The following is a 14,719-nucleotide window of genomic DNA, read 5'->3' as shown; positions in this document are numbered from 1 at the left end:
TAAAATCTAATTAAAATTAATTTATTTATAATAATTTATATTAAAAATAAGCATAAAGAAAACAATATATATACTGAATTTAGTCACAATATTTCACAACAATCAATAAAATGAATAAATCAAAGAGAATTAAATTTTAATATACATTTGTGCGCTAAAATTTAATTAATTACTATATGAGAAAATTCTATCTGAGTGCATTTTCCTTTTGCACTCTTATAAGCATTTCTGCACAGGTTGTAATTTGGCAAAAAGATATTAAGTCTTCGAATCAAGATTTTTTGAGCCAAATTACCACTACAATTGATGACCAATACCTTGTGTCGGGAAGTACTATTCAAACAAAAAAAACATCAACTGATAATCAGAATAATGGATATGATTTTCATTTGGTGAAATTAAATCAACAAGGCGAAGAGGTATGGGAGAAATATTTTTCTGGCTTGAATCATGATTTTCTATCTGCAGCAGTTGCTACCCAGGAAGGTGGATTTTTTTTAACAGGAACTTCGTACTCAGGAAAAGGTCTCGATAAAAAAGATGATTCCAAAGGCGGATCGGATATTTGGCTTATTAGAATTAATGAGTTCGGAGATGAATTATGGCAAAAAACGATAGGATCAGACCGAGATGAAGAAGCTAGAGCAGTAATTCAAACGACGGATCTAGGATTTTTTGTTGCAGGAAATGTTCAGAGTTCAACTAAAGGATTTGGTTCTAAAGACGCTTTAATTATAAGATTAGATAAAAATGGAAAAGAACTGTCACAAATACTTTTAGGAGGCAAAGGTTTGGACGAAGTAAAAAAAATGATTCCTACACTAGATGGAGGTGCATTATTAGGAATGTATTCAAGAAGTAACGTTGGCGGATCAAAGAAAACAGAAAATTTCGGTGAAGGAGATTACTGGATTTTAAAGCTGAATAAAGAAGGAAAGATAGAATGGGAAAAGAACTTCGGAGGCAAAGGTGATGATCACTTAAGAACTTTAGCAATGACTTCTACAGGATATATCATTGGTGGTGAAAGCCGTTCGGAAAAATCGGGAAATAATACGGCTGGAATTGAAGAAGGAACTGACATTTGGTTAATTTCTTTAAATGACCGAGGTGAAGAACTGTGGCAAAAATCTTACAACTTCAAAAATAGGGATATTGTGATGGGAATGAATGTAATAAAATCAGCAGGTGATAAAGATTCCAAAGGAATTTTACTCGGCGGCTACACTCAGGCCGAAGGAAGAATTGAAAACGATGATGAGACATTTTGGATGTTGTATTTGAATTTGGATGGTAATGAACAGTGGAGAAAACATATAAAAGGAGAATCCAGAAAAAAAGAAGAAAGATTATCTGATATAAAGCTAAACAGAGATGGTTCGATTATGCTGGCAGGAACCAGTGCAGAAGAACTAGGAAAAGAAAACTGGAAGATTGTAAAATTAGGGGATAAACAAATTGAACAACTTATTGAGAAGTTAGATATTAAGATTTATCCCAACCCTGTTTCTGATTACTGCTATGTCGAAATAGGATTTGATTTTAAGGAAGCAGACATTGCTTTATATGATATGGGTGGAAGAAAATTGCAAAATCTGAAAACTAAAAACAAAATAACAAAGATGAATACCCAATCTTTAGTTCAAGGGGCATATCTAATCACGATTAAAACAGACACAAATAAAACCGCTAACGCAAAATTGATTAAGAAATAGAAGATGAAAAAACAATTTTTATCAGTAATATCACTGTTTGGAATAATAAACCAGTATAATGCACAACTAACTCCGCCAATGCCAACACCTAATGGGTATATAAATACTTTGATGGTTAGCGATGCTAAAGAACCTTCTGTTGCGCGATTTCAAGAATATAGTTTTGTCCCTACAAATTTGTACGCAGGTAAGGCAAAAATTGAAATTCCATTTTTTGAGTTAAAGTTAGATGATTTAAAAATTCCTATTTCCCTTGAATATAATACTCAAGGTATTCAAGTAAATTCAGTTGCTTCAAGGGTTGGAACAGGTTGGGTTTTAAATGCAGGTGGAAATATCGGAAAAAGTATAAAAGAAGTTAATGATTTTCATTTCGTTGCAAGGTATTTTAATGGATCAGGTGGAACTGGAGGAATGCCATTGGATTGTGCTGGAACCATTGGTCATCCTTTAAGAGTAGGATGGAAATATAGAAAAACAAATGTATGTGTATCAACAATCCCTGTTAGTGGGGAAGCGGGACCAAATAACATCGATATTTCACCTGATATTTATACTGCATCAGTACCAGGGTTAATCACCCAATTTTATTATCCTGATTCTGAATTGATTCTGGAAAATATTGCCGATAAACCTGAAACAACTGCTCCTGTTGAGATTGAGCCTACCGATTCTAAATTTAGTAGTAGAATAAAAGATGTTACAATTAATTATCCCAATGTTCCAAATTTTCCAGCTTTTTTTCAAACGATTCCGGCTAATAGAAGGAAAGTACGAGATTATTTTGATTTTAATATTACAAATAATGGTTACCAATATACTTTTAATGACTATGATATTTCCTATCTAAATAGCCCATATAGTTTTTACCGTGCTGAACCATGGGGGGGAGTTAATCATCAAGAATTACAATGGGACGTATCTGCATGGCATCTAAATAAAATTGAAAATGTAAATACTAATAAGAAAGTTGAATTTATATATGAGAGCGTACCTTTTTATATAACTTCAAAAATGCTATATAAATATTTTCTTGATCAACCTAACTACGGTGGAAATTACATACCAGCACCTGAATATAATAATGTAGAGGAAACAAATGTACATTTATCTCCAAAACGTTTAAAAACTATAGTATCTGATGAAGCAATTATTAGATTTCAATATAATCATGCCCGAAAGGATCTTATAGGAGATTACGCTTTAACAAATGTACAGATTTATAATGTTAATAATAAGCTTGTTAAAGAATATATATTATACTATAATTATATGAACGATACAGCTTCCGATGGGTTTGATAAAAGGTTATTTTTAGATTATATTGAAGAAGTTGGCTCCAATAATAATGTAGTAAATAAATATACTCTTAGTTATAATGATGGAATTCTTCCAAATAGTAATTCGACCAATCAAAGCGATTGGTATGGATATTATAAAAAGAATATAAATGGAGGTGATCGTCCTATCCTTTATATGAATACAAATTTGAAGCACTTTTCTGTACTTCCTGTTGAACTATCGGGTGCAACAATTTTTTCCTTAAGAGGTAATCGATCCATATACCCGGATGCAAATGATTTAAAAGTAGGTATGCTTAAAAAAATAACTTATCCTACAGGAGGATTTACAAAATTAGAATATGAACCAAACAGATTTAGACTTAATAATCAAGAAATACTTGGTGGTGGACTTAGAATTTTAAGACAAGAATTATCTGATATAAATACTACTAGAAAGCTGAAGTATACATACAAAGAGTCTGATAATTTAACTTCAGGTTACGTCAATAATGTTCCATCCTATGGATATATAACCTCAGAAATTAATAATTATAACAACTATTATGATAACCTTTCACACCAGCAAAAACAAGATTTTATTGGTGGAACTTTTTTAACAATGATAAGAAGTTTAATTAGTGTGGATAAAACACAAAACACATTTGTAGGATACTCAAATGTTAGAGAAGAAGAAGAAGGTAAAGGATATACAAATTATAAGTATTCAAGTCCAAAGGAATATCCAAGTGTACTACCTGTAATGCAATTTCCATCTAATGCTACTATTGACTTCTTAGGAAGCAATACAGCATTTCCATTTTTGGACATACCTATTAATTTTGATGTTAGAACCGGTAAAATTTTATCAAAAGAATTTTTTAATTCTAATAATGAAATTTTACGTCAAGAAATTTTCAAATATAACTACGAACCATTTTCTGAAGTTGTACTACAAAGAAGAAGACATATTCCATTAACGCCCCAGCAAAGTATTTATAAAGGATATATTATTTCTGGAAAGTTACTATCTCACAGAAATACTTTGACAGAAAAAAAAGTAAAAGAATTTCCTTCTCCAAATAATCTAATAGAAAAGATGGAAAATTATGAATATGATGCATTATTGCCAATAGTTAAAAGAGCTACCGTTACAGTAGGTTCAAATGCCACAAGTATTAAATATTATTATCCTAAAGATTTATTATCTAATAGTGTTCAAAATACGGAAATGCAAAGTTTAATTGATCAGAAAAAAGCATTAAGTGTTGTAAAAACTGAAGCATTCAAAAACAATATAAAAATTAATGAAAAGATTGTAAAATATGGAAGTAATGTGGATACAGCAGGAAAATTACAGCAAGTTGGTTCTTATACTTCAATTAATAGTATTGACTTAAATAGCGATATTGATAAAGTAATGAGTATTGATAAATATGATTCTAAAGGTCATATTTTGCAATCGACCGATAAATCAAAGAGACCAACCGCAACTGTTTGGGGCTATAATCAAACTCTTCCTATTGCTGAAATTAGAGGTGCTACTTACAGTCAAATTTCAGGAAGTATTGCTGACATTGTTGATAAATCGAATATGGATATTAATGATACGTCAGAGCAAGCTCTTATTGAAGCATTGGATGTTTTTAGAAAGAATCAGCCTTCAAATTATATGGTTACAACTTATACGCATGATCCTCTTGTAGGTATTACAAGTATAACTAATCCTTCAGGGGCAAGAAAAATCTATAAATATGATCAATCGAATAAGTTAGAAAAAATTCTTGATTCTGAAGGCAATACTTTAGAAAGTTTCACATACAATTACGGTCCAAAGCGTTTTTTTAATATTGAAAAGAGTCAAACATACACAAAAAATTGTGGCCCAAATGCTATAGGTAGTACTTATACTTATATCGTTAATGCGGATAAATATAATTCTTTGATAAGTCAGGCAGATGCTGATCAAAAAGCACAAGATGATATGAATATAAATGGACAAAATATTACTAACATCAACGGAATTTGTACACCAATAAATTGTCCTCTATATTTTAATTCTTCATTGGGTATAGCGGGAGGTGGAAGTGTTTCAGTTACCCCTAATTCTTACTTTAAAGTATCTTTTGGTTTTTCATCGGGATCAAATTCAATTAATTTACCTTGGACATCAGGCGTAAAAGTTGCAACTATTACAGGCAATTGTAAACCAGTAACTGATTATTCTTCTTACAATGGACAAGTATATTATACAATTAAAACCAATGGTGATGTTATTTTAAAAACACAAACAAGCTCTGCTTTACCAAATAACACTTCTTATAATTACGAAATATATTTTCCAATAAACTAAAAATCCATGAAAAGAATTATAACATTATTTAGTATATTATCTTTTGTAACTATATCTTTTGCTCAATTAACTAATACTGAAAATTATATCTACAAAAAAAAGTGTCTTTCTCAGGATTGTTCCAAAAAAACAGAGACTGTTGAATATTTTGATGGGTTGGGTAGATCTAAACAAATTATTAGTATAAAAGCATCTCCATCTCAGAAAGATATTGTTAAGAATATTGAGTATGATCAATTCGGAAGGCAAAAAAAAGAATTTCTTCCAGTTCCACAGATTGGAACCCAAAATGGAGCTATATATTTAGATCCATTAGCAAATGCTACTCAACCGGAAATCTACGGAACAGAAAAGATTTTTTCGGAAAAAATATTTGAAGATTCTCCATTAGATCGAGTTAAAAACAAGATCTCTGTTGGTACAGATTGGAATTCAATAAATAAATCTGTCAAATTTGAGTACAACACAAATACTCCAGGAGACAATGTACGAAAATATACGACTTCAACAATCTGGGATGCAACGAATAAAATGTTTGTATCATCAATTCAATTATCATCTTTTTTTCCATCTAATGAACTGTACAAAAATGTATTAATTGATGAAGATGGAAATAAAAGTGTTGAATTTAAGAATATGGAAGGTCAAACTATATTGATACGAAAAGAGATTAGTGCAACTGAAAATGCAGATACCTATTATGTATATAATGAATATAATCAGCTCGTGTATGTAATTCCACCACTTGCATCTGCTCCAACAATAGAAACATTAACAAAAGAAAATCTCTATTATCAATATAAGTATGATGATAAAAATAGATTAGTTGAAAAAAAGATTCCGGGGAAGGGAGTAGAATATTATGTTTATGATAAACAAGATAGGGTTATTTTAACTCAAGATGCAATTCTGGGAAGTACGAATAATACTTTTAATAAAAAAGGATGGTTATTTACAAAATATGATCAATTTGGGAGAATTGTTTATACTGGCTTCTTTTCAAATACAGCTTCAAGAATTTCTATGCAGACTGCTATTAATAGTATGAATGCAAATGCTGCTAATAACGAAAAAAGAACTACAACTCCATTTAATTTAAACGGAATGGATGTTTACTATACAAAAGAAGCTTTTCCAACTGGAAGTATGACAATTCTTACTGTTAATTATTATGATACATATCCACCATTACATCCTGGACTTACAGTTCCCACTTATATCATCAATCCTGAACAAAACGTTTTACAAGATGCACCAGGAAATACAAAATCGACTAAAGGGTTAGCATTAGCCTCATATGTTAAAAATATTGATGATGATAAATGGACAAAGAATTATTCATGGTACGATGGAAAGGATAGAATAATTGGAACACATTCCATTAATTACCTTGGAGGCTATACTAAAAAAGAGTTATTATTAGACTTTACAGGAATTGTTAAAGAATCTTACACCTATCAAAGAAGAGCAGCCAACGACGCAGAAATAAAAATAAAAGAGACATTCGAATATGACGCTCAAAATAGATTAATAAGTCATAAACATAAGGTTAATAATCAGGTTGAAGAGCCATTAAAAGTTCTTTCTTATAATGAAGTTGGCCAAGTTAAGAATAAAAAAACAGGTAGGACAGATGGAGGTATAGATCCTTTACAATCTATTGATTTTAAATATAATATAAGAGGATGGTTAACTGAAATTAATGACCTTGATAGTCTTGGTTCAGACTTTTTCGCAATGAGATTAAAATACCAAAATCCTCAAGACAGCCAATATGGTACTGCAAAATATAATGGAAATATTTCAGAAGTAGATTGGAAAACGGTCTCAGATGGTATTCATAGAAGATATGCTTATAAATATGATTCATTAAATAGGATTACAGAAGGAATATACCTAACACCATCTTTGACTTCAGAAAGTCAAAATCATTTCTATGACGAAAAAGTCACTTACGATCTCAGTGGGAATATCAAAACGCTCAACAGATTTCAAGCCCCTAATTTAGGATCCAATATAGCAATGCAAATTGATGAATTGGTATACGATTATGCAAATAATAATATTTCTAATAAATTGATCAAGGTCATCGATAATAAAAATAACCCTTCCGGTTATCCTATTGGAGGAAATATTATTGATTATGATGCAAATGGAAATATGATCAACCAAAAAGATAAAGGTATAAATTCAATTACATATAATTATCTTAATTTACCCAAACAAATCACGGCAGTTCAAGGGAACACAATATATCTATACGCGGCAGACGGTTCAAAATTGAGAAAAAGTTATGGTTCTAACACAACCGATTATTTAGACGAATTTCAATATATAAATGGCAATTTAAAATTAATTTCCACCACTGATGGAACCTATGATTTTGAGAGGGCTCTTTATATATATGATTACAAAGATCATCTGGGCAATATTAGATTTACATATAGTGTTGCTGACGGTGGAGGAGTTTTTCTTTTAAAAGAAAATAATTATTATCCTTTTGGATTATTGCATCAAGGTTATAATAATTTTAATAATCTCTCAGATTTTAATATTCCATATAATGATAAATATAATGGTAAGGAATTACAGGAAACCGGAATGTATGATTATGGTGCAAGAATGTATATGCCAGATTTAGGAAGATGGAATGCTATTGACCCTTTAGCAGAAAGATATAGTAATATGTCACCATATAATTATGGTGGAAATAATCCTATTTTTTTTATAGATCCAAATGGAATGAATCTGGGATGGTATCAAGATGAAAATGAAGATATGGTCTTTAATGAAAATGTTAATGGACAAGGCGATTTAACTAGATTAGGAATAGCTGGTACTTATGTAGGAGAAACGCATAAAGAAGGAAATTTGAATTATGCAGCAGATGGTTATGTGTATGATGATTCTGCTAGCGGAGGTGGAAAAGCAATCGCAGATGGTAGATCACATCAGATTCAGGGAGTAACAATGACAAAAGCCAACTGGTGGAACAGTCCTTTAGCAAGATTTTTAGTTCCTGATAGATTTGGAATTGTTCAAAGCGGTTCAGTTGGTGGTGGAGCTGAAATTGGAACAAGCATGGGACTTGAAGTAATTACAAGAGGAAAAGATGCTGGGATTTATTTTGATCCGGGAAATAATTTAAGTATTGGAGCTGCATTAGGAGCGGGAGGCGAAGGAGATTTATCTTTCTTTAGCAGTACATTTACAGGTAAAGTTTCTGATATGAGCTTAAATTCAGTTGTAGGTACAGAAGCATATTTAAGTGGTTCTCTTGTCGATGTAGTGGGGGTTGTTGGTAAGGTTGCAGTCTCTTTTGATCCCAAAAATCCATTTGTTGGAGATCGATGGGTTACACGTTCCGTTGGAGTTGCTGCAGGAGCTAAAGGTTCTGTCGGAGTTGGTGTAACGCTTTCTAATACAAGAGTTGGCGTTGGTTTTGATGGAAAAATAAGAATAGCTGATTATACAGGAGCAGTAACAGGAAAAGGATCATACTAATATGGAGTTAAACAAACGTAATTTTATTGTTTTTTTTGTGTTGATATTAAGCATTCTAATTGTTTTTTTTATTATCAAACACAATAGATCAAAAGAAATGTATATTTCTGAGTTAAATGGAAAAGTTGAATCTTTTAGATATGTAGGAAGAGGAGAAGGTTATATAGAAATAAAATTTGAAGGAGAAGAAAAGTTTAATCCCTTATGTGTAATATATATAGGAAGTGAGAATAAAGAAGATTTAAAGATAGGTGATTCAATCTATAAGGCTAAAAATTCTAATGAATATCAAATATATAGACAAGATAAGTTTGGAAAATATGTTTTTCATAAGACATTAAAAAATATACCTTAAATCTGATATGGAATTGAACAAAAGAAATATAATAATTATATTTATAATCGTCACAATTGGTATCTTATTTATTGTTCTTTGGAATTCTAATAAACAACAAAAGTTTTATAAATCAGAATTAAATGGAGTAGTTGAAGAAATTAAATCCAATCGGAAATTTGAAAATTCCAAGACCATTAGGTTAATTGGCAAAAATGAATTCAATTATAAATTTTGGTTTTACGCACCAAATATCAATGATCTGAAAGTAGGAGATTCTGTTTATAAAGCAAGGAATTCTGATGAATATTTTATTTATAGAAAAAATAATTTAGGAAAACTTTCCTTTTATAAAAAATTAAAAAATAAACCATAAACCATAAACAATAACCATTTATTTAGTGGAAGTTGTTGGTAAGATTGGTAGTGTTTAAAATTTAGTGATATTCGATTTTGAAAATTTAATCAATTGACTTTCAATACTATTGAATTTTAATTTATAAAAACGAGAGTAAAGGGCTCCCTTTTTTCACCAAGTCATAAAAATGAGATTTTATAGAAATAATGAAGTCATTGAAAAGAAGATAGTTACAAAACATGAAGTGATGTAAATAATTCTGTATCAAGCTATTCGGATTTTCGAATGGTTTGATGCAGAATTTAAATGATTCTTTTAAGAAAAAATTTGAAGCAAAAAAATATTTGAACGTCTGATTTTTTCAGATGGTTTCAAAAGAGAAAATGTTCATTGATAATATTAATTCGATTATTCAAAATAGGAGGGAAGAGGTTTAAGATCTTTAGATTTTTCGTACTATGCCAATTTTACAGCAAAATTATGGTTTTCTTCCAACCTTTGCTGGTTGGATTTTTCTAAGATAACTTTGAAATTTGCCGGCTCACGATAATTGTGAACCTCATTTGACCTTCATTACAGCTTATTTATCAATCATAATTCCAAAAACTTTGTAGAAGACACTATGATATTCATCATGATGAAACCTGATACTGGTCAGGCATGGAAATTCAATTTGTATATAAATAATTGCTTATTTTTAGATAACCTATTTATTTGATATGTCTTACAACTTGCCTGATGAAGGTCTTAGAGGTCTTACAAACGATGAAATGGAAGCTGCCAGACTGCAATATGGATATAATCGGTTGGAGGATAGTCGTAAGAATACATGGTTTGATTTGCTTATTGGTATTTTAAAAGAACCGATGCTGATTTTGCTTATCATTATTTCAATTATTTATGTGATTGTAGGAGACTATGGTGAAGCAGCTTTCATGTTTGTAGCTATTGTGGCGGTGACGGCTATTTCTTTTTACCAAGACAATCGCAGTAAAAAAGCGTTGGAAGAACTTGAGAAACTCAACGAACCTTTAAGTACAGTTATCAGAAACTCAGAGGCAGTAGAAATTCCGACACATGAGATTGTGGTAGGTGATTTATGCATCACCAAGGAGGGTAGAATTATAAATGCTGATGGAATAATTGTACACAGTAATGATTTTTCTGTGAATGAATCTTCGCTTACCGGTGAAAGTTTTTCAGTTTTTAAAGATAGCAAATCTGAGGATAACCTTGTTTATAGTGGAACTGTGACGGTTTCGGGGTTGGCTGTTTTTAAAGTACAAAAAATAGGAAAAGAAACACGTGTCGGTAAAATTGGAGAATCAATACTGAATATAAAAGAAGAAATTTCGCCATTGCAGATCCAGATCCGGAAGTTTGTAAAATGGATGGCAGTTATCGGTATTGTTATTTTTTTGATGGTTTGCATCTTCAGTTATATTAAAACCGGAGATCTGGTTACGAGCCTTCTTAGTGGATTAACGTTAGCAATGTCTGTACTTCCCGAAGAAATTCCTGTGGCCTTTACAACTTTTATGGCTTTGGGGGCGTGGAAACTGATGCGTGAAGGAATTATCATCAAACGGAGCAGTATTGTGGAAACTCTGGGAAGTACGACGGTTATTTGTACTGATAAAACAGGGACCATTACCGAAAATTCGATGAAGCTTCAGCATTTGTATGACTTCCATTCTGACAGGATTTATGAAGAAAAGGAATTTAAAAATGATAATTTAAGTGAACTGATTGATTATGCGATGTGGAGCAGTGAGCCAGTTCCTTTTGACCCTATGGAAATCACTCTGCACAAAACGTATGAGGAAACTCAAAAGAATGATGTCAGAAAAGAGTATCAGATGTTTCACGAATATCCGCTTGAAGGGAAACCACCTATGATGACTCATCTTTTTGAAAATACAAATAAAGACAGAATCATTGCAGCGAAAGGAGCTCCCGAAGCTATTTTAAGTGTTTCCAGACTTTCAGAGACCGAAAAAAATAAGATAAGAGATATTATAAAAATATTTGGACAGCAAGGTTATCGTGTTTTGGGAGTTGCGAAGTCCCATTTTGAAGGAAACAGTTTTCCAAAGAACCAACAGGATTTTGATTTTGAATTTTTAGGGCTGACCGTTTTTTATGACCCTCCCAAAAAAGGAATAAAAGAGGTATTTCAAAGTATTTATGAAGCCGGGATCAAGGTAAAAGTCATTACAGGCGATAATGCAGATACAACGAATGCGATTGCGCTTCAGGCAGGAATTAAAAATGAGGCTACTGCAATCAATGGCAGTGATATTATAGGTCGTTCTGAAGAAGAGTTGATGCAGATCTCGGAGAATACGGTTTTGTTTACCAGAATGTTTCCTGATGCCAAGCTTGCGGTTGTAAATGCCTTGAAAAAGAAAGGTGAAGTGGTAGCGATGCTTGGAGATGGTGTAAACGACGGTCCTGCGTTGAAAGCTTCCCACATTGGCGTCGCAATGGGAAATAAAGGAACCGAAATTGCCAAATCAGCTGCCGCACTGGTTATTACAAATGATGATTTAGAAAAACTAATTGTTGGAATTGCTGCAGGAAGAAGAATTTATACCAATATAAAAAAAGCGATTCAGTATATTATTTCCATTCATATTCCTATTATACTCACGGTTTCTTTACCTCTGTTTTTAGGATGGATATTTCCTCACATATTTACTCCGGTTCACGTTATTTTCCTCGAGCTGGTCATGGGACCGACCTGTTCCATTGTTTATGAGAATGAACCCATGGAAAAAAACACAATGAAACAGCCCCCAAGAGCTATGGGAGATACCTTTTTAAGTTTAAAAGAATTGGGAATCAGTATTATTCAGGGCGTGGTAATCACTCTCGGAGTTTTGTTTGCCTATCAGTTTGCTGTTGAAAACGGAGGTGATGAAGAAAAGACGAGGGCAACGGTATTCAGTACATTAATCTTTGCCAATATATTACTGAGCTTTGTCAATCGGTCATTCTTTTATAGTGTGTTGGAAAGTTTCAGAAACCGTAATCCTTTACTCATCGGTATTTCCGCTTTGGTACTGATGATGCTTTTAGTCATATTATATGTAAAACCAATTTCTCTATTCTTTAAAGTAACAGCACTCAGTATAAGCGAATTGGGGATGACTGTTTTCATCGCAGCGGTTTCTGTTTTATGGTTTGAGATCTATAAATATGTGAGAAGAAGTCTCAATAAAAAATAATTGATACATAATAATTTAAAATCATTCTTAATGAAAGAATTCATAATTTTGATTAAGTGAAAAAGTTGATTTCAATATTGTTGTTATCTTTATATTTGGTTTCCACAACCGAGTTATATCAGCTATTGAAAATCCCCGATTTGATAGAGCATTATTGTGAGCACAAAGCTTTGAATCCAGAAATGTCTCTCACCGCATTTCTGAAAACGCATTATGATCATCCGGCTAAAGACGGAGATTACAGCAAAGACCAAAAATTACCTTTCATTATTCATTCGGCACCTCTTGCATTGTTTTTTACTATTGAGCAGGGATTCCGTTTTGAAATTAAAAATGAAAGTTTCAGACAGATCAGATCTCACAAAATTCCTTCTTATGACGAAAACTTTTGCTATAAAGGTTTTATAAATTCTGTCTGGGAGCCACCAAGATATTCTTAATCATAATTATATATCATCACATTTAATCATGATCTGATTAAACGATGACTTCTTTATAAAGTTGATGACCAGCTTTACACATTTCCCTATATCAATACAAATCATTATAAAATTTTAGATAATGAGAACATTACTTTTAAGCCTAGCAATGGTTATGCTTTCAATTATGGCACAAGCTCAAAACCGTTTTGAGAATGCAAAAAAACAGGCAACAGAAAACAAAGAACTGATTTTGCTCAATTTTTCCGGTTCAGATTGGTGCATTCCGTGCATTAAACTTCATAAAAACATCATCGAAACTGAAGATTTCAAAAAGTTGGAAACCGAAAATATAATTGTCTACATCAACGCAGATTTTCCGAGAAACAAGAAGAATCAGCTTTCTCCCGAATTAAAAAAAGAGAACGCTTCGCTTGCAGATCAGTATAATCAAAAAGGACTGTTTCCTTATACCCTTTTATTGAATTCTGAAGGAAAAATACTGAAAAGCTGGGAAGGTCTTCCTTCTGAAAATGCTTTGGCTTTCAGCAGGGAGATCAGAGAAATCAAAGAAAATCAAAAATAGCAAGAAAATGATGTTAAGAGAGTTCAAAAGACCCCAGAAATTAATGGGGAATGCTTTTGAAATTACCGTTGTTCATCATGATGAAAAGAGAGCGCAACATCATATTGACGCTGCCATTGACGAAATCCGGAGAATTGAAAAATTACTGACGACTTTCAATGAAGAAAGTCAGACCAGCCTCATCAATCAAAATGCAGGAATACAACCTGTAAAAGTTGATCTGGAAGTGTTTGATTTAATTGAAAGAAGTCTGAGAATCAGCAATATTACAGACGGATATTTTGACATTTCTTATGGTGGAATCGACAAAAGTTTCTGGAATTTCGACCGGGAAATGAAAAAGCTTCCTGATCCTGAATTGATTAAAGAGCATTTAAAATTAGTCAATTATAAAAATATCCTATTAAATCGTGAAAACCAGACCGTATTTCTGAAAGAAAAAGGAATGAGGATCGGTTTCGGAGGAATTGGAAAAGGGTATGCAGCAGAAATGGCAAAAAGACTTCTCCAGAAAAGAGGCGTCGTTTCGGGAATCGTAAATGCTTCCGGCGATTTGACGACCTGGGGAAATCAGGCTGACGGAAAACCGTGGACGGTCGGAATTGCCGATCCCGATAATGCAAAACAGCCGTTTTCTTACATGAACATCACCGATATGGCAGTCGCAACTTCAGGAAATTATGAAAAATTTGTTGTCATCAACGGTAAAAAATATTCTCACACCATCAACCCGAAAACGGGAATGCCTGTTTCAGGTATAAAAAGTGTTACGATTTTTTGTCCCAATGCAGAAATTGCCGATGCTATGGCAACTCCCGTAAGTATTATGGGAATCGATTCTGCGCTCAATATGGTGAATCAGATCAATCATCTGGAATGCATCATCATTGATGATCGGGATAAAATTTATTCATCTCAGAACATCAATTTAAAATGAATC

At 32.3% G+C, this 14,719-nt stretch carries 9 protein-coding genes; all 9 read left to right on the top strand.

The genetic code is table 11. The features are described 5' to 3' along the window. Positions 1-281 precede the first annotated feature (281 nt). The 9 genes from AC4FQ5_RS19175 to AC4FQ5_RS19135 all read left to right on the top strand — a co-directional run bounded on the left by AC4FQ5_RS19175 (position 282) and on the right by AC4FQ5_RS19135 (position 14,716). Entirely contained in the window at positions 282-1,715 is a 1,434-nt protein-coding gene (locus AC4FQ5_RS19175) for a T9SS type A sorting domain-containing protein (protein WP_491145978.1), read from the top strand. Positions 1,716-1,718: 3 nt separating this feature from the next. After that, positions 1,719-5,348, top strand: coding sequence for a DUF5977 domain-containing protein (locus AC4FQ5_RS19170; RefSeq protein ID WP_491145976.1), 3,630 nt, complete (start codon positions 1,719-1,721; stop codon positions 5,346-5,348). Between the two features lie 6 nt (positions 5,349-5,354). Continuing rightward, positions 5,355-8,852, top strand: a complete 3,498-nt coding sequence (locus tag AC4FQ5_RS19165; protein ID WP_491145975.1) for a DUF6443 domain-containing protein — start codon at positions 5,355-5,357, stop codon at positions 8,850-8,852. Position 8,853: 1 nt separating this feature from the next. Next, on the top strand, positions 8,854-9,207 hold the full coding sequence (locus tag AC4FQ5_RS19160) for a hypothetical protein (RefSeq protein WP_491145973.1): 354 nt from the start codon (positions 8,854-8,856) through the stop codon (positions 9,205-9,207). 7 nt (positions 9,208-9,214) lie between these two features. Next, entirely contained in the window at positions 9,215-9,562 is a 348-nt protein-coding gene (locus tag AC4FQ5_RS19155) for a hypothetical protein (RefSeq protein ID WP_491145971.1), read from the top strand. A gap of 701 nt (positions 9,563-10,263) precedes the next feature. Then, positions 10,264-12,774 carry a cation-translocating P-type ATPase gene (locus AC4FQ5_RS19150; protein ID WP_491145969.1) on the top strand — a complete coding sequence of 837 codons (2,511 nt, stop codon included), beginning with the start codon at positions 10,264-10,266 and terminating at the stop codon, positions 12,772-12,774. Between the two features lie 140 nt (positions 12,775-12,914). Next, positions 12,915-13,214 (top strand): hypothetical protein, encoded by a 300-nt coding sequence (locus tag AC4FQ5_RS19145; RefSeq protein WP_491145968.1) that lies wholly within the window; start codon positions 12,915-12,917, stop codon positions 13,212-13,214. A 121-nt stretch (positions 13,215-13,335) separates the two neighbouring features. After that, positions 13,336-13,779, top strand: coding sequence for a thioredoxin family protein (locus AC4FQ5_RS19140; RefSeq protein WP_491145966.1), 444 nt, complete (start codon positions 13,336-13,338; stop codon positions 13,777-13,779). A 10-nt stretch (positions 13,780-13,789) separates the two neighbouring features. Further along, positions 13,790-14,716, top strand: a complete 927-nt coding sequence (locus AC4FQ5_RS19135) for an FAD:protein FMN transferase (protein WP_491145981.1) — start codon at positions 13,790-13,792, stop codon at positions 14,714-14,716. Positions 14,717-14,719 lie beyond the last annotated feature (3 nt).

It is taken from the genome of Chryseobacterium sp. DT-167 (assembly GCF_058310155.1).
This window is presented reverse-complemented; position numbering and strand designations above follow the sequence as displayed.

Bases quoted from the DNA above. Each gene is read 5' to 3' on its own strand.
- AC4FQ5_RS19165 (WP_491145975.1), top strand. From the start codon at position 5,355: ATGAAAAGAATTATAACATTATTTAGTATATTATCTTTTGTAACTATA.
- AC4FQ5_RS19170 (WP_491145976.1), top strand. From the start codon at position 1,719: ATGAAAAAACAATTTTTATCAGTAATATCACTGTTTGGAATAATAAAC.
- AC4FQ5_RS19160 (WP_491145973.1), top strand. From the start codon at position 8,854: ATGGAGTTAAACAAACGTAATTTTATTGTTTTTTTTGTGTTGATATTA.
- AC4FQ5_RS19155 (WP_491145971.1), top strand. From the start codon at position 9,215: ATGGAATTGAACAAAAGAAATATAATAATTATATTTATAATCGTCACA.
- AC4FQ5_RS19150 (WP_491145969.1), top strand. From the start codon at position 10,264: ATGTCTTACAACTTGCCTGATGAAGGTCTTAGAGGTCTTACAAACGAT.
- AC4FQ5_RS19140 (WP_491145966.1), top strand. From the start codon at position 13,336: ATGAGAACATTACTTTTAAGCCTAGCAATGGTTATGCTTTCAATTATG.
- AC4FQ5_RS19135 (WP_491145981.1), top strand. From the start codon at position 13,790: ATGTTAAGAGAGTTCAAAAGACCCCAGAAATTAATGGGGAATGCTTTT.